The sequence below is a fragment of the Chloroflexota bacterium genome (assembly GCA_016197225.1).
Classification (GTDB): Bacteria; Chloroflexota; Anaerolineae; order Anaerolineales; family VGOW01; genus VGOW01.
Genome location: JACPWC010000118.1, coordinates 1 through 21,898, shown reverse-complemented (window position 1 = coordinate 21,898; position 21,898 = coordinate 1). Strand labels below are relative to the sequence as shown.

Genomic DNA, 21,898 nt, shown 5'->3' with positions numbered 1-21,898 from the left:
GAAAGCTGTTTTCCTTTGTGCCCTTGTGTCTTGGTGTCTTCGTGGTAAAACTGTCTCAGGATAAACAAAATGCCGATTCCAAAACGTGAAGCGGTTGCAGTTTTGAATGCGCTGGGCGCGGGCGTGGTGCCGCGCGCCGGTTTGCGCCACATCGCCGTCGGGCGCTTGCGCGAAATCACGGCCCTCAAGGGCGACCTGGAGCACATTCGCGAAGGCGGGGCGACGGTGCGGTTCATCGTCGGGCGGTTCGGCAGTGGCAAGAGCTTTTTGTTGCAGTTAGCGCGCGCCAACGCTTTCGACAACAAGTTCGTGGTAGCCGATGCCGACTTTTCGCCGGAGCGCCGCCTGCAAGGATCGGGCGGGCAGGCGCTGGCCCTCTACCGCGAACTGATGAAGAACCTTTCGACGCAGACCCGGCCCGACGGCAACGCCCTGCCGGCCATCATCGAGCGCTGGATTTCAAACGTTCAGGCCGAGGTAGCGGCCAAACAGAATTTGTCGGCGGGTTCCCCGGAGTTTGCGGCGACAGTGCAGGCCAGCATCGTCGCCATCGTCAACGACATGCACGAGCTGGTGCACGGTTTCGACTTCGGCACGGTGGTGAGCAAGTATTATCAGGGCTACGTCGAGAACAACGACGACTTGAAGAGCAATGCCATCCGCTGGCTGAGGGGTGAGTTTAGCACCAAGACCGAGGCCCGCGAGGCGCTGGGCGTTCGTTCGATTATTGACGACGACAATTTTTACGACTATCTCAAGGTCATCGCCCGCTTCGCCCACGACGTGGGTTACGCCGGTTTGCTCATCTGCCTGGACGAGGCGGTGAACCTTTACAAGATTACGCACAGTGTGGCCCGCAATGCCAACTACGAAAAGATTCTCAGCGTCGTCAACGACTGCTTGCAGGGGCGGGCTGGTTACGTCGGCTTCATGTTCAGCGGCACGCCGGAGTTTCTCGAAGATGCGCGGCGCGGGCTGTTCAGCTACGAAGCTCTGCGCACGCGGTTGGCCGGGAGCCGCTTTGCCACCGACGACCTGCGCGACTTCTCCGGGCCGGTGCTCTCTCTGCCGCCGTTGACCGCCGAGGAGATTTACGTGCTTCTGCAAAAGGTGCGCGACATTCACCGCGAGAGCGCGGCGAACAGCAAAGGGCTGGAAGACGAGGCCATTGTGAAGTATATGGAAGAGTCGCTGAAGCGAATCGGGGCCAAAGAGTTTGCCACGCCGCGCGACCTGGTGCGCGAGTTCGTCAACCTGCTCAACCTGCTGGGGCAGTATCCCGACAAGACGTGGCAGGAGATTTTGGGAACGTTGCCCACGCCGGTGACAACGACACTGGCGGAACAAGCCGCCCCGGCAAGCGACGGCGACCCGCTGGATCGATTTACCGATTTCAAAGTGCAGTGAAATTTTTTCAAGAAAGGCTGTCAGGCTATGAACAAACAACAACTTCACGAAAAGCTGGAGCAGCTTCACGCCGAATTGCAGCAGGCCCAGACCGTTGACGCCGGTGAACGCGAACTGTTGCGAAGCCTGATGAAAGACATTCAAGAATTGCTTGACCGCCCGGGTGACGCCTCTGCTCATCAATATCACTCGCTCGGCGAGCGGCTCAGCGCGGCCCTGTTGCGTTTCGAGCTTTCGCATCCGGCGCTGACGGCCAGCATCGCGCAAGCCATTGACGGGCTGAACCGGATCGGCATCTGAAGCCAACTTAGCGGCGTTGCCCTGTTCGTCGGTAAGGTGTCTATTGCGCCGGCTGGCGATCAGGCTAAAATAAAGCCAGTGCTGACCAGTCTGGCCCCAGGAGGTCAATATGCCAACCGTTCAAGTTGAAGCGCAGTTATCGTCTGCCGATCTGCTCAAAGCCGCCGGGCAGCTGAGTCCTGGCGAACTAGAGCAGTTCGTGTTTCAGTTGCTCTCTCTGCAAGCGCAACGCAAGGCCCCCAGCTTGCCGCCTGCCGAAACCGATCTTTTGCTCAAAATTAATCAGGGCGTGCCAGGCGATGTTCAGAAACGACATGATGAACTGGTTGGCAAACGGCAGGCGGAAACTCTGACCGTTGATGAACACGATGAACTTCTCCGGCTGACTGATCAGGTTGAAAAGATAGAAGCAAAACGCATTAAATACATGGTGGAACTGGCGCGTCTGCGCCAGACAACGCTCACCGTGTTGATGAAAGACCTGGGCATTCAGTCGCCGACCTATGCCTGAAATGCGGGTCTCCGCCCAGCACAAACAAACTGTCTTTGAACGCGCCAGGGGCTGTTGCGAATACTGTCGCAGTCAGGCGCGTTTTGCTATCCAGCCTTTCTCCATCGAACATATTGAGCCTCGCGGTCGTGGTGGCGAAACTACTCTCAACAACCTGGCGCTCGCCTGTCAGGGTTGCAACAATCACAAGTACACCAAAACCGAGGGCCACGATCCGGTGAGCGGCGAAAACATCCCGCTCTACCATCCTCGACAACACCGTTGGCGCGATCATTTTGCCTGGAACGATGATTTCGCGTTGATCATCGGGTTGACGCCAACTGGTCGGGCTACAGTTGAATCGCTTCAACTGAATCGAGAAGGCGTTGTAACTTACGCCGGATTCTGTACTTGATGGGCGAACACCCACCAGAAGAAATTGAGTGAATTACAACCCTTCTCTCGTCTCGCACCGTTCCTCCGCGAGTTCGTTTACGCCGAAGCCTGGGACGATCTGAGGCCCATTCAAATTGAAGCGATTGAGGCGATCTTCGACGGCAACGGCGATGTGCTGATCGCCGCCGGCACGGCCAGCGGCAAGACCGAAGCCGCCTTCCTGCCCATCCTCAGCCTCCTTCACGCCGAGCCGTTTGGGTCGGTGCGCGCCTTGTACGTTGGGCCGCTCAAGGCGCTAATCAACGATCAGTTCGAGCGGCTCGAATTGCTTTGCCAGCAGGGCGGCATCCCCGTTCATCGCTGGCACGGCGACGTAGCCGCCTCGCGCAAGTCCGATCTGCTCGAAACCCCTGGCGGCGTTTTGCAAATCACACCCGAGTCCATCGAGAGCCTGTTCGTCAACAAGAGCGGCAAGCTGGCGGCCTTGTTCGGCGGCCTGCGCTTCATCGTCGTGGACGAAGTTCACTCATTCTTAGAGTCGGATCGCGGCGCGCAGTTGCGTTGCCAGTTGGAGCGATTGTCGGAGTACGCCCAAAGCCGCCCCCGGCGAGTCGGCCTTTCGGCGACAGTGGGCGACTTTGAGGCGGCCAAACGCTGGCTGAATCCGATTCAACCGGATCAGGTGCAACTGATCAATCCGCCGGGTGTGGCCGCCTCGATCAAGTTCAGCCATCTCCATTTTGCCGCCGACGAAATCCCGCCCGAACTGGTAGCCGATCTCTACACCCTCACCCGCGACCGCAAGACGCTCATCTTCTGCAACAGCCGGGCTGAGGTTGAAACGATCACTGCCGATCTGAATGCGCTTTGCAGACGCGACAAGCGCGAAGAGCGCTACCTGCCGCATCACGGCTCGATCAGCAAGGAAGTTCGCGAGGAAGCCGAAGCGCGGATGCAAGACAAGCATCATCTGGCTTCGGTCGTTTGCACCAGCACCCTGGAGTTGGGCATTGACATCGGGCGGCTCGATTTGGTGGCGCAGGTCAACAGCACGCACTCGGTGATGTCGTTCGTCCAACGGCTGGGGCGTAGTGGCCGCCGCCCCGGCGCGCAACGCATTATGCAGGTTTACACCGTCGAGCCGTCGGCCCGGTCCTCCTACGACCGCATCCCGTTCAACCTGCTCAAGGCATTGGCCGTGTCTGAATTGTTCGCCGAAGGTTGGATCGAGCCGCCAACTGCGAGTGCGCGGCCTTACAACGTGTTGTATCAGCAGTTGCTCTCGCGGCTGGTCGAGCGGCACGGCAGTTCGCCGCGTGACCTGGTCGGTTTCTTCATGAAGTCGAGCGTCTTCCCCGGCGTGAGCGCGGATGATTACGCTACTCTGCTCAAGCATCTGGCGAAGATCGATCACCTTCAACAATTGTCCGATGGCAATTTGATTCTTGGGTTGAGTGGCGAGAGGGTCGCCCGCTCGCGCGATTTCTATGCCGTGTTTGAGTCGGCAGAAGAATTGGAAGTACGACACGGCGAGCGCGTGTTGGGGCGGATCAGCAACTCGCCAGGGTTGAAGCCGGGGCTGTGTTTGCGGCTGGCCGGGGAAATGTGGGAAGTGACGGAGGTTGCTCCGGCGCGAAAGGAAGTGTTAGTCACGCCAGCCGCCAGCGCACAGCCGGCCCGGTTTGCGCCGAGCGGCGGACCGGAACTTCATCCGCGCCTGGCCCGGAAGGCGCGAGAGATTTTGCTGGGCGAGTCTGTGCCGGGTTATCTTTCGCCGCCGGGGCAGGTTGCGCTGGCCGAGGCGCGACAGTTTAGCAAAGCATTGAAGTTGGATGAACGGCAAGTGCTCGGCGACGGCGTCGTTTTTCTCTGGACTGGCACGCGGGCGGCGCAGACGTTGAGGGCCATGTTGGAGAACGTTGGCCTGGAAGTGGACTTCATTTCGTTTCCGTGGATGATGAAGGTGAACGGCGACTTGCGAGCGGCTCTGCGGCGGCTAGGCGAGTCGCCGCCCACCGCCGCCGAACTGGCCGCCGGCCTGCCCCTCGCCGAAATCCAGACTCGCAAGTTCGACGAGTTTCTACCAGAATCCCTTTTGCGCGTCCACGCCGCCGAGGCGTGGCTTGATATGACTGAAGCTCAGTCGGTGCTGGCGCAACTCATGGTAAGCTAATCCAATGATGCAACGACTACTTTCTTTATTGGCCCCGCTCATCGCCAGCCTCTTCGGCCTGAGCCTTTTGTTCTTTGCGGCGGCGTGGATGCTGGCGGCTGTTTATCGTTTCGGCAAAAAGCGGGCGCGAGTCTCCGGCGTTTTGGTATTCGTCACGGCGCTGGCCGGGACCGGAATCTTTTTGTATCTCACCGCCAGCACGGCGGCGCGCCGGGCTTACATCAACCTGCCCATGCGCGAACTGGCGATCGGCGTTGGGCTGATAGCGGCAAGCGCCATCGTTGCCGCCGCCCTTGCCTTTGGCGTTTACAAACTGGCGGAGCGGCTTGGCGGCAACTCCGATTTGCGCTTCGGGCTGACGGCTTCGTTCAGCATTGCCGTGTTGTTCGCCGTCGTGGGTTACGGGTTGTACCTCACCACATTTACTCCCGACCTCGACGAGGTTAGCGTCGTTGCCACGCCTATCGAGAAAATCGTCGTCGCCGACAATATTCCGATTCAGGTGTTCGAGAATGCAGTCGTTCAACAACCGACGGCGCTGGAGATTGGGCCGGACAACGAATTGTACGTGGCCGGGATCGGCGGCTCGATCTGGATCATGCGGGACGACGACCTTAACGGGGCCGCCGACTCGGTGGCCGAGTTCGCCAGCGGCCTCAAGCAACCTGAAGGCCTGGCCTGGAGTGAAGCCGGACTCTACGTGACGGAGATTGACAAGCTGGTGTTGCTCAAAGACACCAACGGCGATGGAGTCGCCGACGAGTCGCAGGTGATCGTTGACGGCTTCCCCGGCGAAGAATACGCCTTTCATCAAAGCAACGGGCTGACGTTCGGGCCGGACGGTCGTTTATACATCGGCGTCGGCAGCACCACCGATCACCGCCCCGAAACGCATCCGCTGGCCGCCCGCATCCTGTCGGTGAATCCCGACGGCTCCGATCTCAAAGTGTATGCCACCGGCCTGCGCAATCCATTTGGCATCATCCCGGCGCCGGGCGGCGGCTTCTTTGCCATTGACAACGGCTCGTCGGGGTGCATTGACACCGCCACCCAGGTGGACGACTGCTCCAACAAGATTGACGTGCCGGAAGAGTTGAACTACATCGTCGAAGGCAAGGATTACGGCTTCCCGAATTACTTCGGAATCCCGCCGCAGGACTCCGGCACACAGCCGCCGGTGGTAACGTTTGTCGATCACTCCGCCCCAGCCGGGATCGATTTTTATGCCGGCGATGCCTTTCCGACAAAATACAAAGGGCAATTGTTTGTGTCGCTGTGGGCGCGAAACGAGATTCACAGCGTGCGCGTGTTTCGCATTGATTCTGAACACTTTGTGGGCGCAAGCCGGCTCTTCATCAGCGGCATTCTCGGTCCGTCGGCCTTGCTCAATTCACCTGACGGCGGCCTGTACGTTGCCAGCTTCAGCAGTAACACCATTTACCACATTGGCCCGGTGGCAAATGAAGCGGTTCCAGCCGCAAGCGCCACGCCCGCTCCGCTCCTGCCCGGCGACGCAACCAAAGGTCAAGCTTTGTTCGCGGCTACCTGCTCGGCCTGCCACGGCCCGACCGGCGAGGGCGTGCCTAGCCTGGGCAAGGATTTGACGACAAGTGAATGGGTGGCGGGCAAGAGCGACAAAGAACTGGTTGAGTTCATCAAAGTAGGCCGCCCCGAAAACGACCCACGGAACACGACCGGCGTGACCATGCCGCCTAACGGCGGCAACCCGGCGCTGAGTGAGCAGGATTTGTATAACATTGTGGCTTATTTGAGAGAGATACAGAAGTAAGTTCCAACACTCCGGCGACTGGAGGCTTCACGGCGTCAACAAAAAGCACGAAGTCTGCCTTCGCGGACTCCATTGAGCCGCCACAGGGTGGCTTTGTGTTTTGTGGATACATTCCTTGCAAAGGTCTTGACTCTAAAAAAGAAATCGTTTACAATTGGGTTGTAAACGATTTCTTTTCACGTACTCCTAAACAAAATTTAGACCCAATAGCAGGCAACTCAGTGGCTCGGCGAATGACTACTATCAAAGAAGTCGCCAAGCGCGCCGGTGTATCTATCGCCACCGTGTCGCGAGTATTGAACGATCAGCCTAATGTCACAGCCGACGCGCGAGCCAAAGTGATGGCCGCAGTTCAGGCGCTTGACTATCGCCCCAGCCGCGTGGCCCGCCGCCTGCGGACGAAAAGCACGCACGTCATCGGTTTGATCATCACCGATATTCAAAATCTTTTTTATACCTCGGTCACACGGGGCATCGAGGATGTTGCCTCGCGCAATGGCTACTCCCTCATCCTCTGCAACACCGACGAAGACGCCGACCGCGAACGGCTGTATCTCGAAGTGATGCACGACGAGAACGTGGCCGGCATCATTCTGGCCTCAGCCACCGAAACGGGCCACGATCCTAAATTGCTCAACGGCCATATTCCGGTTGTGGCGTTAGATCGTTTGATAACGGACGTAAAAGTGGATACGGTATTGGTGGACAACGTTGGCGGGGCCAAGAAAGCGGTGTCCCACTTGTTGTCACTGGGCCACCGTCGCATCGGCCTCATCCGCGGCCAACAAGAGATCACCACCAGCCTCGAGCGGCAAGCGGGCTACGAGCAAGCCCTGAAAGAATATGGCCTGCCGATTGATCCGGCTCTTATTCGTCAGGCCGATTTAAGGCAAGTGGCCGACAGCCGCCAACAGGCGCTTGACCTGTTGGCATTGCCAGAACGCAGCCGCCAACAAACCCTTGACCTGTTAGCATCGCCAGAGCGCCCGACCGCACTGTTTACTGCGAATACCATGATCACCCTCGGGACGCTGACGGCCATTCATGAAATAGGGCTTCGCATCCCGGATGATATTGCTCTCGTCTCTTTCGACGACATCCCGTGGTCCGCCCTGCTCAATCCGCCGCTGACGGCTGTTCCGCAACCCACTTACGAAATTGGCACCACTGCCGCCAACATGTTGCTGGCCCGCCTCGCCGAACCAGACCGTCCGCCAACCCAGGTTCGCCTCGATCTGCAATTGGTGATCCGGGAATCGTGCGGGGCGCGGCAGGCTGGCCGGTTGGCCGCTACTATATTGCCTAATCAGTCACAAGAAAAGGAGGTGGTCCGTTAGCCCTAAATTGCCGCGGCTTTGAACCGTAGTCACCCAGTCGGAAATCGGCGCAACTTTTCTCATATTTTGAAAAGGAGAAGAAAAAGATGAAACAGTACGTTGCCAGGACTCTGGCCGTGTTGACGGCCCTTACCGTGGTGTTGGCGGCTTGCGCCACCCCCACCCCCCAGACGGTTGTTCAAACCCAAGTGGTCACCCAAATCGTCGCCGGCACTCCCGTAGAGACAATCGTCGAAGTCACCGCCCCGGCGCCCACCGAAGCGCCCCCGATGTATGCCGGAGTGACGGTGAACGTCCTCACCTTCACCGGCCCGCAAATCGCCGAGCCGCTTCAGCGCCACGGCCCCGAATTCACCGCATTGACCGGCGCAACCATCAACGTCATCACCGTGCCGTTCGGCGACCTCTACCAGAAAGCGCTGACTGACTTCTCCACCGGCACGAACAGCTACGACCTGGTCGTGTTCGACCCGCAGTGGATGGGCGACTACGTCGCCGGCGGTTATCTGGAAGACCTGACCGACCGCGTCAAGGCCAGCGAAGAATTGGCGTGGGACGACATCGGCCCGTTCTTCCGCGACTTCAGCGCCACCTATCAGGGCAAGGCGTACACCGTCCCGCTCGACGGCGACTTCCAGATGGTGTATTACCGCAGTGATTTCATCAAGACCCCGCCGAACACGTGGGATGATCTCATTACCACCGCCGGGGAGTATCAAGGCAAAGACTTGAATGGTGACGGCCAGGGCGATTACGGCGTGTGCCTCGCCATGAAGCGCAGCGCGCAGTCGTACTGGATGTTCACCTCCATCGCGTCCGCTTATCTCCAGAGCCAGGGCACCGGCCAGGGCGCGTTCTTCGACACCGGCAACATGCAGCCCCTTTACGGCGACAATGAAGCCATGGCTAAAGCGCTGGATGTTTACAAGCAACTCTCCACGCTCGGCCCGCCAGATCAGTTGAACCTGGATGTGGGCGACACACGCGGCCTCTTCACCTCTGGCCGGTGCGCGCTCTCCATTGATTGGGGCGACATCGGCACTCTGGCGATTGACCCGGCCACCTCGGTGGTGCAGGATAAGGTAGGCGCAGTGATCCTGCCTGGCAGCGCCAAAGTGCTCGACCGGGCAACCGGCACGCTCGTCGCGTGCGACGCCACCACCTGCCCATATGCGGATGCTCAGGGCGTGAATCACGCGCCCTTCGCCGCCTTCGGCGGATGGTCGGGCGCGATCAACGCCGCCTCCAAACCGGAAGTGAAGGATGCGGCCTTTGCGTACCTCGCCTACGTCAGCGCCCCGGCGCAGTCGAACGCGGACGTGACCATCGGCCAGACCGGTTTCAACCCCTATCGCGCGTCACAGTTCCTCAACCGCGAGCAGTGGGTGAAGGCCGGTATGAGCCCGGCGGCGGCCAGCAACTACCTGGGCGCCATCGAAGCCAGCCTAGCCAGCCCCAACATGGCGCTCGATCTGCGCATCCCGCAGAACGCGTACTATCAGGGCACTGTTCTCGACACGGCCCTGGCTCAATTCCTCGCGGGTGAAATTGACGCGAAGGCAACCGCGAAGCAGATCGCCGACGGTTGGAATACGAAGACGGATGAGCTTGGCCGCGATGCCCAGCTGGCCGCTTACCAAGCCACACTCGGCATCACGAAGTAGAGTCATGTCACTCTCTGCAAGAACTCAAGGCCCGGCCCGTGAGCCGGGCCTTGAACCCCCCTCCCTCGTCACTCGCATCCAAGCGCGGCTGGATGGCATCGCGATCTCGGCCTTCCTCATGCCGGCCGTGTTGGTCGTGCTTTTCCTTTCGGTTTTTCCGCTCATTGTTTCTCTCTACATTTCGATGGCTCGCCTCACGTTTGCCAAAGGCGGGTTTCAACTCACTTTTGTCGGCTTCAGCAACTACGCCAAATTGGTCGTGGGCATTGACCGCGACCATTTCCTCGGCGTGTTCGCGACTCCTTCGCTAATTGGCTGGCTGGCGTTTGGCGTCGTCGCCGCGTGGCTGGCTGTGTCAATCGTCCGCTACCTCCGCAGCGCAGAATTTTCGTTGGGGGGATTAATCGGGCGGCTGATCAGCGCCGGCATCGCCGCCGCCGGCGCATGGCTCATTGCCCATACGCTGAGTCCGGAGGGCAGGCCTGGCACAGTGGTCGTCACATTGATCTACGTGCTCGTCGGCATTATCTTTCAATACGTGATCGGATTGGGCCTGGCCCTGTTATGCGTCCAGCATATTCCGGGACGCCGATTCTTCCGCGTCGTCTTTCTTCTGCCGATGATGATCACGCCGGTGGGCGTGGCCTACCTCTTCCGCATGCTCACCGACACCAGCAAAGGCCCTTTCTATCCAATCTGGAATGCGGTCGGGCTGGCGAACACCTCGTGGGTGACCAACCCGTGGGGCGCGCGGTGGGCGGTGATGATCAGCGACATTTGGCAGTGGACGCCGTTCATGTTCATCGTGTTGTTGGCCGCGCTTGAAAGCCAGCCGACCGAACCCATTGAAGCCGCTGTAGTAGATGGCGCGAACCGTTGGCAGATATTTTGGGAGATCACTCTGCCTTCCATTCTGTCGGTGAGCAGTACGCTCATTCTGATTCGCTTGATCGAAGCGTTCAAGATCGTGGACTTGCCGAACGTGTTGACCAGCGGCGGGCCAGGCACGGCCACCGAATCACTCACACTGCACGCTTACTCCATCTGGCGCACGCTCGACATCGGCGGCTCGGCGGCGGTGGCCTACATGCTGTTATTCGTCGTCACGTTTATCGGCGTGTCGTACGCGAATTTTGTCCGCCGCCGAATGGCCGAAGCGTAATCGTAGCGGCGGGCTTTCCGCGCGAACTGGAGTCTTTCCGAGAGGCACGGGGAACTACAATGGCAACATTAGCGAAACGACGATATCAATACCGCTCAATCTACACACCGACCCCGATAAGCATGGCTCTCTCTTACGTCGTCCTCATCGGGTGGACGTTTCTCATTCTGTTTCCGCTCTATTGGCTGTTAGTCACTTCTTTCAAACTCCCGATCCAAGTGGCGCAGGGGCCGGTCTATATTCCATTCGTTGATTTTCAGCCCTCGCTCCACGCCTGGAAATACATTCTGGTCGGTGATTTGAGCAACGACACCATCCGCGTCTATCGGAACACAATTGTCGTCTCGCTGACCAGCACGGCGCTGGCAGTGGTCGTCGGTTCGGCAGCGGCGTATGCGCTCGCGCGGTTCGACTATCGGCCCCGCGTCGGCGCGATTCTTACGTTCGTCGGCTGCGTGATCTTGGCAATTGTCGCCGTCGTCTTTCACACGCCGTGGCAGATAGCGGTTGTTTCCGCGCTTGCGCTCTTCGTCATTCTTCTGCAAACCCTTGGCCGCCGCTTCCAGCGTTCGCTGAGCAACAACGATATTGCGTTCTGGCTGATCTCTCAGCGCATGTTGCCGCCAGTGGCCGTCGTCATCCCTATATACGTTTTATTCCAGCAACTAGGCATGCTCGACACCTGGGGGGCGTTGATCATCAGTTACGTGGCCGCCAACGTGCCCATCGTCGTCTGGTTGATGCGCGATTATTTCCAGACGGTGCCGATTGAATTGGAAGAGTGCGCGGCTATTGACGGCGCGTCGCATTACCGCATCTTTTGGTCTATCGTGCTTCCGCTCTCACTGCCAGGACTGGTGGCAACGTCTTTATTCGTGCTCGTCTTTACGTGGAACGAGTACCTGTTTGCGCTTTTCTTATCGAGCGCCAATGCTCAAACGATGCCGCTCTCGGTCGCCGCGCAGAACGCCACGCGCGGCCCGCAGTGGTGGTACATGTCGGTGCTCATCTTGATCATGATCATCCCGGTCATCGGCATGGCAATCGCGCTGGAGCGGTATATTGCGAAGGGGTTGTTGATTGGGGCGATTAAGGGTTAATGAGAGTCTTAATCACCGGTGGCAGTGGACTGCTGGGCCGCGCCCTCGTTGGCGTTTTTTCCCGCGATCATTCCATCGCCAGCCCCGCCCACGCCGAAATGGACATCACCGACCCCCGGCGCGTGCGCGAGGTGATCGAAGAGTTTCAGCCCGATCGGGTGATCCACGCCGCCGCTACCCCTGATGTGGATCGTTGCGAACAAGACCCGGACGCGGCCTATCGAGTGAACGCCCTGGGCGCACAACATGTGGCGCTGGCCTGCGGCGAAGGCGATATACCTTTAGTGTTCATCAGCACCGATTACGTATTCGACGGCGCTCAGCGAATACCTTACACCGAGTTTGACGAAACGCGCGCGCTCAACATCTATGGCCGGGCCAAGATTGCGGCCGAGAATGCAGTGCGAACATTCTGCCGCAAGCATTACATTATCCGTAGCGCCTGGTTGTTTGCGCCCTGGGGGAAAAACTTTGTGATGGATACCCTGGCCCGCCTGAGGCGTGGCGACACGGTGCGCGCCGTGAGCGACCAATACAGTTCGCCCACCTCGGCGATTGACTTGGCGGAGGCGATTGTGCGGCTAGTGGCGCAGTCAGATTATGGCGTGTATCATCTTGCCAACCCCGGCATACTTTCACGTTACGAAATGGCTCAAGCCATCTGCCGCGCCGCCAGGCTGGACGAGTCGCTAGCCCAGCCAGTCAACGCCGCCGAAGTCAAGCGATTCGCCCCGCGCCCGGCCTTTACCGCCCTGCGCAACTACCGCCTCGAACTCATTGGGCAAGATTTTATGCGCCCCTTTGAAAAGGCCCTCACGGATTGCGTGGCGCAACTTTAGGCCCACATAAACCCTTGCTATTGGTCTCGGCATCCCCAACCTGGAGTGTTACAAAGCAAAGTGGAATCTCAGACGAAAAGCACGATCAAAGAAATTGCAATTCAGGTATTGAAAGACGAAGCGCAAGCGATCGAAAATCTCTGCACCTTCATCGGGCCGGAATTCGAACGGGCCGCCGAGATGCTGTTGCAGTGCCAGGGCCGGGTCGTCGTCACCGGCATCGGCAAGGCCGGGCACATTGGCCGCAAACTCGCCGCCACGCTCGCCAGCACAGGAACCCACGCCTTATTTGTCAGCGCCGCCGAAGCCGCGCATGGCGATCTAGGCATGATGAAAAATGGCGACGTCGTCATCGCCCTCTCGCACTCGGGCGCGAGTGACGAGGTGGTGCATATCCTGCCCATTATCCGCGACATGGGCGCGCGCCTGATTGCTATCACCAGCAAGCCGGACTCGCCGCTGGCCCAAGCCAGCGAAGTGGTTCTGCTCACCGGCGTCACCCAGGAGGCCGACCCGCGCGGGCTGGCGCCCACGTCAAGCGCCGTGGCTATGCTGGCTCTGGGCGATGCTTTAGCGATGGCCGTTTCTGTGGCCCGTGGCTTCACCCGCGAAGATTTCCTGCGCTTCCATCCGGGAGGCGCCTTAGGGAAGTTGAAGATCGTCAACGGACGAAGCAAATGAACCGGATCGGAATCTACTACGCCTACTGGACACACGATTGGGATGCCGACTTCCACCCGTTCGTGGACAAGGTGGCCGATCTGGGATTCGACATCCTGGAGGTGAACGCCGGCACGATTGCTCATATGCCGCCGGCAGAGCGCCGGCGGCTCAAGGCACATGCGGACGACAGGAACATCGGCCTGACGTATTGCATTGGTCTGCCGACGAAGTACGACCTGGCCTCGGAAGACGCCGCCACGCGCCACAGAGGGGTGGCGTTTCTCCAGACCATGGCCGAGGCCATCGGCGAGATGGGCGGGGGCAAACTGGGCGGCATCATCTACAGTTGCTGGCCGGCCAGCCTGCCTGCCGGCGAGACCGATCGGCGGCCATACTTCGACCGCTCGGTCGCTAGCATGAAGGAGGCCGTCAAGGCCGCCGAAGCCCACAACGTCACGTTCAACATGGAGGTCGTTAATCGCTTCGAGCACTACTTGCTGAACACGTGCGCGGAAGCCATCGGGTACGTGGACTCGGTGGGTAGCCCAAACGCCAAGATCATGTTGGACACCTTCCATCTGAACATCGAGGAGGATTTCGTCGGCGAGGCGATTCTGCGGGCCGGGGAAAGGCTCGGGCACTTCCACGTCGGCGAGAACAATCGCATGCCACCCGGATATGGTCACATCCCCTGGACTGAAGTGAGCGCCGCGTTGCGCAAGATCAATTACCAGGGGGACGTGACCATGGAACCGTTCTTGATGCCCGGCGGCGAGGTCGGGCGGGACATCAAGGTGTACCGCGACCTCGGCGCCAACTTGGATCTGGACGAAGAGGCGCGCAAAGCCCTGATGTTCATGCGCGGGGTGTTGAAATAGGGAAGGTGAAAAAGTAAAAGGAGAGTTTAGCCTATGATGAAATATCGCCTCATTCACCCGCAACTGTTAGGCGCGTTGGGCCGGGCCGGGCACGGCAGTCGCATCCTCATCGCCGACTCCAACTATCCGCACGTCACCGGCGCGCCGCCTGCGGCAGAGCGAGTTTTTCTAAACCTGGCCCCCGGCCTGATCTCGGCCACCGACATTCTCAAAGTTCTGCTAGATGCCATCCCGGTCGAAACCGCGTACGCAATGCTGATGGCCGACGGGCAGGAAGCGCCAATCGCAGCCGAGTTTCGCGCCATGCTCCCCAAAGGCGTCGAATTCAAAACGCTGGAACGCTTCGCCTATTACGACGCGGTGAAATCACCGGATACCCTTTTGGTGATCGCTACCGGCGAACAGCGGCTGTATGCCAACTTGCTGTTGGTGGTTGGGGTGGTGACGCCGGAAGGGGCGGCGAAATTCTAACGATAGACGACGGGGAAGCGGTCGTCCGTCATCCATCGCCGTCGTCCCTATACGAATGTCCGATTCCCTTCCTCCCCTCGTTGCCTCGGCCCTCGAACGCCAACTGCCCCCCAAGACCGATTACGGCATCGCGTTCGTCGGTTGCGGCGGCATCGTCAACTACGGCCACATCCCGGCCTACAAAGCCAGCGGCTTCAATATGCTCGGCGGCTACGACATCAACCGTGAAGCCGCCGAGCAAACGGTGAAGACGCACGGCCTGAGCAAAGTCTACGGCTCACTCGACGAAGTGCTGGCTGACCCGGCGGTGCAGATTGTGGATATTGCCGCTTTGCCCTGGGTTCAACTCGGCCTGGTCGAAAAAGTCGTGGCCGCCAAAAAACATATGCTGTGCCAAAAGCCGTTCGCGGACAAATACGCCGAAGCGGTGCAGATGGTGGAACTAGCGCGAGCGGCGGGCTTGAAGATCGCCGTCCATCAACAGTTCCGTTGGGGGCAAATCATCCGCGCCACTCGCGCCCTCTTGGCTGCGGACTGGCTGGGCGACTTGCTCGACGTGCAGGTGCAGGTGAGCATCAGCACACCCTGGGATATGTGGCCCTGGCTCGCCAGCCAGCCGGGTCTCGAAGTGCGCTATCACTCGATTCACTACCTCGACGCCCTGCGCTTTCTCTTTGGCGACCCGGCTCTGGTCACCAGCCGCCACACGAAGAACCCGGCCCAAAAAGCCAAAGGCGAAACCAAAACCGTCACCGTTTGGGAATACGAAAGCGGCTTGCAAATTCTCGTCGCCGTCTGCCACTATGATTGGTCGCCGGGGCTGTATTCGATCTTCCGCGTGCTCGGCACAGAAGGGTTGATCGAAGGCACAATTGGCACCAACTACGATTATCCTCATGGCCGCAGTGACACGATCAAATTCACCAGCCGCCACAACCCCGAACGCAACTTTGAAGCGGCCCTGCCGGGCCGCTGGATCCCCGATGCCTTTTACGGCCCAATGGCCTCGCTGATGGAAGCCATTCAAACCGGCGGCGAGCCGGTGACTTCGGGCGAAAACAACCTCGGCACTTTGCGCGTCGTCGAAGCCTCGTACCGCTCAATGGCCGAGCGGCGCAGTGTGAAGCCATCAGAAATTACATTAGGAAACTGACGAACTGCAAAGACGCGAAGGACGCTAAGAAAATTAAAAACTTTGCGCTCTTCGCGTCTTTGCGGTGAAAAAATTATGAAGACAGCAATTGTGACCGGGGCCGGTCAAGGCATTGGCCGGGCCATTGCCCTGCGGCTGGCCCGCGATGGATTCGCGGTGGCTCTGGCCGACATCAACCCCGCCGCCCTCAGCACGGTGCGCGGCGAGATCGAGTCGGCAGGCGGTAAAGCCATTGGCGTCGAAGTTGATCTCTCGCAGGTAGCCGAGATCCAACGCCTGGTCAAGCAGACTGTGGCCGAGTTGGGTCAATTGGATGCGCTGGTCAACAACGCCGGACGGCTGATCACCAAGCCCTTTCTCGATGTGACCGAAGCTGATTGGGATGCTTTGTTGGAACTCGATCTCAAAACCGTCTTCTTCGCCATGCAAGCCACCGCCCGGCACATGATCGACTCTGGAGTAAAGGGCCGCATCGTCAGCATTTCTTCCGTCTCTGGCCGGGGTGGCCGCCCCGACCAAACTCCGTATGCGGCGGCCAAAGCGGGTGTGATCAGCCTCACCCGCTCGGCGGCGTTGGCCTTCGCCTCCTTCGGTATCACCGTCAACGCCGTCTGCCCCGGCGTGGTGGATACGCCGCTGACGCGCAAGATTCACGAAGACCGCGCCCAGGCCCTCGGCATCACTCCCGAAGAGTCGCTGGCCCGGATGATCGCCCGCATCCCGTTGGGCCGCATTGAATCGCCGGACGATATTGCCGGCGCCGTTTCGTTTTTGTGTTCGCCCGATGCCGCCTACATCACCGGCCAGGCGCTCAACGTGTGCGGCGGAATGGAGATGGACTGATGACCCAAGATACTTTGCCCGTCCTGATCGCCGATATCAATGCCGGAGAGTGGGCGGCGCATTCTCGCTTTCGCGGCATCTACGTGAAACGGTTGCTCACCTCAACCGACAACGCGTTGGCCAGCGTCAACGTGGTGCGCGTCCCGCCGGGCAGCGTCATTAGCCGCCATCATCACCCAACGCAAGTAGAGACCGTCTACGTCCTCGCCGGGCAGAGTATCCTGACCCTGGACCAAACCGACGCGCCTTTCAACGTCGGGCAGGCGGCGGCTATTCCTATGGCGCTCGAACATGCCTTACGCAACGAAGGAACAGAAATGGTGGAACTGCTCACCTTCTTCACGCCGCCGTTGACTTGAAAAGGTGACTTTGTGACCGCCAAAAGAATTGACACCCACCAGCACTTCTGGAATCTGGCCAAAGTTGAATATCCGTGGCTGAGGCCGCAACACGGCGTCATCTACAACACCTTTGCGCCGCGCCAACTCGAACCCCACCTCCAAGCGGTCGGGATTGATAAGACAGTGCTGGTACAGTCGGCCAACTCTTTTGAAGATACCGTGTCCATGCTCACTCAGGCAGAAGATTACGACTGGATTGGCGCGGTGGTGGGATGGATTCCACTGTTGGAGCCGGACAACACCCGCAAGGCGTTGGAGCGGTACAGCCGGCATCCCAAGTTCCGGGGCATTCGTCATCTGATTCACGACGAGCCGGATCCGGACTGGGTGATTCAGCCGACCGCTGTCGAGGGGCTAAAGGTGCTGGCCGAACTCAACATGTCGTTCGACGTGGTGGCAGTGTATCCGAACCACCTCAAGCACGTGCCGGTGCTGGCCGAAAAGATTCCGAACCTGACGCTGATCATTGATCATCTGGCCAAGCCGCCGATCAAAGATAGGCAAATGGGGGCGTGGGCCGACCAGATGGCCGCCGCCGCCCAATACCCCAACGTTTGCGCCAAAGTCTCCGGCCTCAACACCGCCGCCGACTGGGACAACTGGTCTGCCACCGATCTCAAACCGTACATTGATTTTGTGATCGAAAAATTCGGCGCGGATCGGCTGATGTTCGGCAGTGATTGGCCGGTGTGCCTGCTGGCGGGCGATTACGCCAAAGTGTGGGCGGAGACGAACGCGGCGCTGGCCGGGCGTTCACCGTCGGAGATCGAGGCCATCTTGGGCGGCACGGCGGAGCGAGTTTACAAGTTGTAACGGATAAGGAGAAAAGACAATGCCATTGAGTCCCGACCGCTTGCCGGACGCATATCGGCAAATGCTCGTCATTCGCAAGTTCGAAGAAACCATTCGCAACTTATATCAGCAAGGCAAGATACGCGGCTCATTCCATCCGTGTGTAGGGCAGGAAGCTGTGTCGGTCGGCGCTTGCTGGGCACTGCGCCAAGACGATTACCTGACCTGCACCTATCGCGGCCACGGGCACTCGCTGGCCAAAGGCCTCAATGTCCGCGCGGCCATGGCCGAGATGCTGGGCAAGGCGGCAGGCTGTTCCAAAGGCAAAGGCGGCTCGATGCACTTCACTGATCCATCGGTGGGTTTGCTCGGCGCGAATGCTATCGTGGCCGCCGGCATCCCCCACGCCGCCGGGGCCGCGTTGGCGGCGCAAATGCAAAAGAAGGATACTATCGCCCTCACCCTCTTTGGCGAAGGGGCGGTTAATCAGGGCGTGTTCCACGAAACCCTCAATCTGGCCGTCATTTGGAAACTGCCGCTGATTCTCGTGTGCGAGAACAACCTGTATTCGGAGATGACGCCGTCACACGAAACCACCTCTGAGGTGGAAACTCACAAACGCGCGGCGGCGTATGGAATGCCCGCTGTCCGCGTTGACGGCAACGACGTTGAACTGATGTATGCCACCGTGGAAGATGCGACGGCAAAAGCGCGCGCAGGTGGCGGCCCCACTTACATTGAAGCGATGACTTACCGCTTGTGGGGCCACATGATGGGCGACCCGGAAGTGTACCGGACGAAAGACGAAGTGGCGAAGGCTCGCGAGAACGAGCCGATTGTGCGCTTGGGCCGCCGCCTCCAAGCCCTCAGCCACGCCGCCGCCGATTTGGCTAAACTCGACGCCGAAGCGGAGGCCGTCATCGCCGACGATCTGCAATTTGCCGAAGCCAGCCCTGCGCCGAAACCGGAGGAGGCGTTCGAGGATGTGTTTGCGTGAAATGTGAAGCGTGGTCAGTCTGCGCGAATATCGCCGAGGCTTGGCGCAAGCGCCGCTATCCGAACAACTTTGTCAGCAAACTCAGCGATGCAGATGCGGAAGCCGCTGAAACACTTGTCTGGTTAGATTTTGCGTTACACTTCGGCTATATTCCTGCCGAACTTCACAAAGAGATGAGTGATCGTTACGACCACATCTGTAGCCAACTCTCTTTGATGATGTCCGACCCTCAGAAATGGACGCCAAAAACACATTAATCGCTTTACGCTTCACTCTCCACCCTCCACGACTATGCCAACTCTCACCTACGCTCAAGCCCTCAACGATGCCCTGCGCGAAGAGATGAAAGCCGACCCGCGAGTCTTCCTCATGGGCGAAGACATCGGTCATCACGGCGGCATTTTCCGGGTGACCAAAGATTTGATTGACGAGTTCGGCCCGGAGCGGGTGCGTGACACGCCCATCAGCGAGTCCGGCTTTGTCGGCCTCGGCATTGGCGCGGCCATAGCCGGGATGCGCCCGGTGGTCGAATTGCTGTTTATGGATTTCGCCCTCGTCGCCGCCGACCAGATTGTGAATCAGGCGGCCAAACTGCGGTACATGGCCGGGGGCACGGTGTCGGTTCCGATTGTCATTCGCGCCCAACAAGGCGGCGGGCGTGGCAACGGCGCACAACATTCGCAGAGTTTCGAGTCGTGGCTGGCCCAGGTCCCCGGCCTCATCATCGTCGCCCCGGCCACCCCGGCGGACGCCAAGGGCTTGCTCAAGAGTAGCATCCGGGCGGGCAATCCGGTATTCTTCGTCGAGCACAAACTGCTCTACAACACCAAAGGCGATGTGCCGGAAGGCGAATACACCATCCCGATTGGCAAAGCGGAGGTGAAGCGCGCCGGGCGCGACATCACTGTCGTTTCATTTTCGCGCACGCATCTTTTTGCGCTCGAAGCGGCGGAGACTCTTTCACAGAACGGCATTGAAGCCGAAGTGATTGACCTGCGGACGATTGAGCCGCTGGATATGGCGACGATCATCGAGTCGGTGAAAGGCACAGGGCGGTTGCTGGTCGTTCACGAGTCGCACAGCAATTGTGGGCTGGGCGCGGAGATTGTGGCCCGCATCTATGAGCAAGCGCCGGATGCGCTCGTCACTCCGGCGCGGCGGTTGGGCGCGAAGCATGTGCCCATCCCCGTGGCCGAGCCTCTTGAAAACGCCGTCCTGCCTCAACCCTCGGATATTGTGCAAGCCGTGGAAGCAATGTTCTGATGGCAGACTCGGCATACCACGGCATTTAGCGATAAGGAGTTCGATAAATGATTCAAGGTTTCTGGCACGTCTCATTCACGGTGAGGAACATCGAGGCTTCGGTGAAGTGGTATACCGAGGTGCTGGGGTTGGAATATGTGCGCGGCCAGGTGCAACATAACGAGTACACGGCGAAGCTCGTCGGCTTCCCCGGCGCGCACCTCAACGTGGCCCAGTTGCGGGTTCCCGGCGAGACGATCCCGATCTCGCGCCATCACATTGAGTTGGTCGAATACGTTCACCCGCGCGGCGAAGACATTCCGCTGGACACGAACCGCACCGGCGTCGGTCATTGGGCGTTCATGGTGGATGATATTCACATAGAGTTCAAGCGGCTCAAAGCGTTGGGCGTCAAGTTCAAAGCCGATCAACCCGTTGCCATCGAAGCGGGTGTAAATAAAGGCGGCTATACGATATACTTCACCGACCCGGATGGGATTACGTTGGAACTGCTACAACCGCCGAAGTAGATGTTGGAGGCCGCCCTTCCAACCTCTAACCTCCAACTTCCAAACTAAGGGAGAGCACACGATGAAAGGTGACAAACCTCACATTGTCGTCGTCGGCAGTTTCGTCACCGACCTGGTCTTTCGCGCGCCGCGCCGCCCGAATCGCGGCGAGACGTTGATCGGCCTTGAGTTTGGCCTGTTTACCGGCGGCAAGGGCTACAACCAGGCCGTGGCCGCCGCCCGCATGGGCGCGCAAGTCGGCATGGTGGGCCGCTTGGGCACAGACATCTTCGGCGACATGTTCATGCGGTCGTTGGAGAAAGAGGGCATTGACGCCAAATATGTGGTGCGTGACTCGGAAGTTGGCACGGGCGTAGCCTCGCCCGTCGTCTACGAGTCCGAGAACGACAACAGCATCATCCTCATGCCGCGCGCCAACATGCGCGTCTCGCCCGCCGATGTGGACGCGGCTAAGGATATGATCGCTTCTGCCGATGTATTGATGCTTCAACTTGAGATTCCAGTGGAGACCTCCATACACGCGGCGGAGATCGCCCGCGCCAACGGGGCCGCCGTCGTCTTCAACCCGGCCCCGGCCCGCCCCCTCCCCGATGTGATCTACAAATTAGCCGGCGTCATTACCCCCAACGAAGTTGAGGCCGGGCAACTGAGCGGGGTCGCCACAGGCGACGACGCCGGCGCGCGCGCGGCGGCGAAGCGTTTGCGCCAGATGGGCGTGGAGCGAGTTATCCTCACCCTCGGCGCGCGCGGCGCGTTGATGTTTGGCCCGGAAGGCGAGACCGAAGCGCCCGCCTACAAAGTGAAGGTCGTGGATCCGACGGCGGCGGGCGATGCATTCTGCGCCGGACTGGCGGTGGCGATGGCGCGCGGGGCGAGTCCGGTGGAGGCCGTGAAATACGCTAACGCCGCCGGCGCGCTGGCCGTCACCGTGTTGGGCGCAGAGCCGTCCATGCCGCGCGCCGAGCAGGTCGAGCGGTTGATGCGTGGAGAACCTGTCTCGTGAAAGGAGGCAGCAATGCGTAAGATAATCGTTCTCCGGGTGCTGATTGTTAGCCTGAGTGTCATTACCACTGGCTGTAGCCTTAGCCCGACCGCCGCAACGAACGTGCCCGCCCCACCTTCACCAATCACGACAACCGCGGCGCCAACCCTTGAGCCGCCGACCGAAACGCCTACCGTTCCACCGACGCCGACCGCGCCAGTCCTCACTCCCACGACGACGCCTGAGCCGTACCTTAACCTTGGCACCCTCCGGCGTAACATTGCTTTCT

At 59.7% G+C, this 21,898-nt stretch carries 22 protein-coding genes and 1 pseudogene; all 23 read left to right on the top strand.

Translation table 11 applies throughout. The annotated features are described in order from the left end of the window. The first annotated feature begins 69 nt into the window (after window positions 1–69). The 23 genes and pseudogenes from HYZ49_19745 (at window position 70) to rbsK (ending at window position 21,630) form a co-directional block, all read left to right on the top strand. Window positions 70–1,407, top strand: coding sequence for an ATP-binding protein (locus HYZ49_19745; GenBank protein ID MBI3244519.1), 1,338 nt, complete (start codon window positions 70–72; stop codon window positions 1,405–1,407). Between the two features lie 27 nt (window positions 1,408–1,434). Beyond that, complete coding sequence (locus HYZ49_19740) at window positions 1,435–1,707, top strand: DUF4404 family protein (protein MBI3244518.1); 273 nt, start codon at window positions 1,435–1,437, stop codon at window positions 1,705–1,707. A 109-nt stretch (window positions 1,708–1,816) separates the two neighbouring features. Next, a complete protein-coding gene (locus HYZ49_19735; protein MBI3244517.1) occupies window positions 1,817–2,218 on the top strand; it encodes an STAS/SEC14 domain-containing protein in 402 nt (133 codons plus the stop codon). Beyond that, window positions 2,211–2,644, top strand: a pseudogene (locus HYZ49_19730) (HNH endonuclease). Before HYZ49_19735 ends, HYZ49_19730 begins: the two are co-directional and overlap by 8 nt. After that, a complete protein-coding gene (locus tag HYZ49_19725) occupies window positions 2,637–4,766 on the top strand; it encodes a DEAD/DEAH box helicase (protein MBI3244516.1) in 2,130 nt (709 codons plus the stop codon). The pseudogene HYZ49_19730 and the gene HYZ49_19725 overlap by 8 nt, the downstream one beginning before the upstream one ends. Before the next feature lie 4 nt (window positions 4,767–4,770). Then, window positions 4,771–6,555, top strand: a complete 1,785-nt coding sequence (locus HYZ49_19720; GenBank protein MBI3244515.1) for a PQQ-dependent sugar dehydrogenase — start codon at window positions 4,771–4,773, stop codon at window positions 6,553–6,555. A 233-nt stretch (window positions 6,556–6,788) separates the two neighbouring features. After that, window positions 6,789–7,892: a LacI family DNA-binding transcriptional regulator gene (locus tag HYZ49_19715; protein ID MBI3244514.1), complete on the top strand. Its 1,104-nt coding sequence runs from the start codon at window positions 6,789–6,791 to the stop codon at window positions 7,890–7,892. Between the two features lie 86 nt (window positions 7,893–7,978). Then, window positions 7,979–9,556, top strand: a complete 1,578-nt coding sequence (locus HYZ49_19710; protein MBI3244513.1) for an extracellular solute-binding protein — start codon at window positions 7,979–7,981, stop codon at window positions 9,554–9,556. A gap of 4 nt (window positions 9,557–9,560) precedes the next feature. Then, a complete protein-coding gene (locus tag HYZ49_19705) occupies window positions 9,561–10,718 on the top strand; it encodes a sugar ABC transporter permease (GenBank protein MBI3244512.1) in 1,158 nt (385 codons plus the stop codon). 122 nt (window positions 10,719–10,840) lie between these two features. Beyond that, window positions 10,841–11,818 (top strand): carbohydrate ABC transporter permease, encoded by a 978-nt coding sequence (locus HYZ49_19700; GenBank protein ID MBI3244511.1) that lies wholly within the window; start codon window positions 10,841–10,843, stop codon window positions 11,816–11,818. Then, window positions 11,818–12,657 (top strand): dTDP-4-dehydrorhamnose reductase, encoded by an 840-nt coding sequence (gene rfbD, locus HYZ49_19695; GenBank protein MBI3244510.1) that lies wholly within the window; start codon window positions 11,818–11,820, stop codon window positions 12,655–12,657. The genes HYZ49_19700 and rfbD overlap by 1 nt, the downstream gene beginning before the upstream one ends. A gap of 180 nt (window positions 12,658–12,837) precedes the next feature. After that, window positions 12,838–13,338 carry an SIS domain-containing protein gene (locus HYZ49_19690; protein MBI3244509.1) on the top strand — a complete coding sequence of 167 codons (501 nt, stop codon included), beginning with the start codon at window positions 12,838–12,840 and terminating at the stop codon, window positions 13,336–13,338. Then, window positions 13,335–14,198, top strand: a complete 864-nt coding sequence (locus HYZ49_19685; GenBank protein ID MBI3244508.1) for a sugar phosphate isomerase/epimerase — start codon at window positions 13,335–13,337, stop codon at window positions 14,196–14,198. Before HYZ49_19690 ends, HYZ49_19685 begins: the two co-directional genes overlap by 4 nt. Window positions 14,199–14,231: 33 nt before the next feature. Further along, entirely contained in the window at window positions 14,232–14,669 is a 438-nt protein-coding gene (locus HYZ49_19680) for an RbsD or FucU transport (protein ID MBI3244507.1), read from the top strand. 55 nt (window positions 14,670–14,724) lie between these two features. Continuing rightward, window positions 14,725–15,822, top strand: a complete 1,098-nt coding sequence (locus HYZ49_19675) for a Gfo/Idh/MocA family oxidoreductase (protein MBI3244506.1) — start codon at window positions 14,725–14,727, stop codon at window positions 15,820–15,822. Between the two features lie 75 nt (window positions 15,823–15,897). Further along, window positions 15,898–16,665: a glucose 1-dehydrogenase gene (locus tag HYZ49_19670; GenBank protein ID MBI3244505.1), complete on the top strand. Its 768-nt coding sequence runs from the start codon at window positions 15,898–15,900 to the stop codon at window positions 16,663–16,665. After that, entirely contained in the window at window positions 16,665–17,024 is a 360-nt protein-coding gene (locus tag HYZ49_19665) for a cupin domain-containing protein (protein ID MBI3244504.1), read from the top strand. Before HYZ49_19670 ends, HYZ49_19665 begins: the two co-directional genes overlap by 1 nt. A 12-nt stretch (window positions 17,025–17,036) precedes the next feature. Continuing rightward, window positions 17,037–17,879 (top strand): amidohydrolase family protein, encoded by an 843-nt coding sequence (locus tag HYZ49_19660; protein MBI3244503.1) that lies wholly within the window; start codon window positions 17,037–17,039, stop codon window positions 17,877–17,879. 19 nt (window positions 17,880–17,898) lie between these two features. Next, entirely contained in the window at window positions 17,899–18,855 is a 957-nt protein-coding gene (locus HYZ49_19655; protein MBI3244502.1) for a thiamine pyrophosphate-dependent dehydrogenase E1 component subunit alpha, read from the top strand. Further along, complete coding sequence (locus HYZ49_19650) at window positions 18,795–19,112, top strand: four helix bundle protein (GenBank protein MBI3244501.1); 318 nt, start codon at window positions 18,795–18,797, stop codon at window positions 19,110–19,112. Before HYZ49_19655 ends, HYZ49_19650 begins: the two co-directional genes overlap by 61 nt. Window positions 19,113–19,146: 34 nt before the next feature. Beyond that, window positions 19,147–20,118 carry an alpha-ketoacid dehydrogenase subunit beta gene (locus HYZ49_19645; GenBank protein MBI3244500.1) on the top strand — a complete coding sequence of 324 codons (972 nt, stop codon included), beginning with the start codon at window positions 19,147–19,149 and terminating at the stop codon, window positions 20,116–20,118. 47 nt (window positions 20,119–20,165) lie between these two features. Next, a complete protein-coding gene (locus HYZ49_19640) occupies window positions 20,166–20,627 on the top strand; it encodes a VOC family protein (GenBank protein ID MBI3244499.1) in 462 nt (153 codons plus the stop codon). 61 nt (window positions 20,628–20,688) lie between these two features. Continuing rightward, the gene (gene rbsK, locus HYZ49_19635; protein ID MBI3244498.1) at window positions 20,689–21,630 is read left to right on the top strand and encodes a ribokinase; all 942 of its coding nucleotides are present in this window, start codon (window positions 20,689–20,691) and stop codon (window positions 21,628–21,630) included. Window positions 21,631–21,898: the final 268 nt, after the last annotated feature.

Excerpts from the sequence above, each read along its gene's own strand:
- HYZ49_19745 (MBI3244519.1), top strand. The coding sequence starts at position 70 with ATGCCGATTCCAAAACGTGAAGCGGTTGCAGTTTTGAATGCGCTGGGC.
- HYZ49_19740 (MBI3244518.1), top strand. The coding sequence starts at position 1,435 with ATGAACAAACAACAACTTCACGAAAAGCTGGAGCAGCTTCACGCCGAA.
- HYZ49_19735 (MBI3244517.1), top strand. The coding sequence starts at position 1,817 with ATGCCAACCGTTCAAGTTGAAGCGCAGTTATCGTCTGCCGATCTGCTC.
- HYZ49_19720 (MBI3244515.1), top strand. The coding sequence starts at position 4,771 with ATGATGCAACGACTACTTTCTTTATTGGCCCCGCTCATCGCCAGCCTC.
- HYZ49_19715 (MBI3244514.1), top strand. The coding sequence starts at position 6,789 with ATGACTACTATCAAAGAAGTCGCCAAGCGCGCCGGTGTATCTATCGCC.
- HYZ49_19710 (MBI3244513.1), top strand. The coding sequence starts at position 7,979 with ATGAAACAGTACGTTGCCAGGACTCTGGCCGTGTTGACGGCCCTTACC.
- HYZ49_19705 (MBI3244512.1), top strand. The coding sequence starts at position 9,561 with ATGTCACTCTCTGCAAGAACTCAAGGCCCGGCCCGTGAGCCGGGCCTT.
- HYZ49_19700 (MBI3244511.1), top strand. The coding sequence starts at position 10,841 with ATGGCTCTCTCTTACGTCGTCCTCATCGGGTGGACGTTTCTCATTCTG.
- rfbD (MBI3244510.1), top strand. The coding sequence starts at position 11,818 with ATGAGAGTCTTAATCACCGGTGGCAGTGGACTGCTGGGCCGCGCCCTC.
- HYZ49_19690 (MBI3244509.1), top strand. The coding sequence starts at position 12,838 with ATGCTGTTGCAGTGCCAGGGCCGGGTCGTCGTCACCGGCATCGGCAAG.
- HYZ49_19685 (MBI3244508.1), top strand. The coding sequence starts at position 13,335 with ATGAACCGGATCGGAATCTACTACGCCTACTGGACACACGATTGGGAT.
- HYZ49_19680 (MBI3244507.1), top strand. The coding sequence starts at position 14,232 with ATGATGAAATATCGCCTCATTCACCCGCAACTGTTAGGCGCGTTGGGC.
- HYZ49_19675 (MBI3244506.1), top strand. The coding sequence starts at position 14,725 with ATGTCCGATTCCCTTCCTCCCCTCGTTGCCTCGGCCCTCGAACGCCAA.
- HYZ49_19670 (MBI3244505.1), top strand. The coding sequence starts at position 15,898 with ATGAAGACAGCAATTGTGACCGGGGCCGGTCAAGGCATTGGCCGGGCC.
- HYZ49_19665 (MBI3244504.1), top strand. The coding sequence starts at position 16,665 with ATGACCCAAGATACTTTGCCCGTCCTGATCGCCGATATCAATGCCGGA.
- HYZ49_19655 (MBI3244502.1), top strand. The coding sequence starts at position 17,899 with ATGCCATTGAGTCCCGACCGCTTGCCGGACGCATATCGGCAAATGCTC.
- HYZ49_19645 (MBI3244500.1), top strand. The coding sequence starts at position 19,147 with ATGCCAACTCTCACCTACGCTCAAGCCCTCAACGATGCCCTGCGCGAA.
- HYZ49_19640 (MBI3244499.1), top strand. The coding sequence starts at position 20,166 with ATGATTCAAGGTTTCTGGCACGTCTCATTCACGGTGAGGAACATCGAG.
- rbsK (MBI3244498.1), top strand. The coding sequence starts at position 20,689 with ATGAAAGGTGACAAACCTCACATTGTCGTCGTCGGCAGTTTCGTCACC.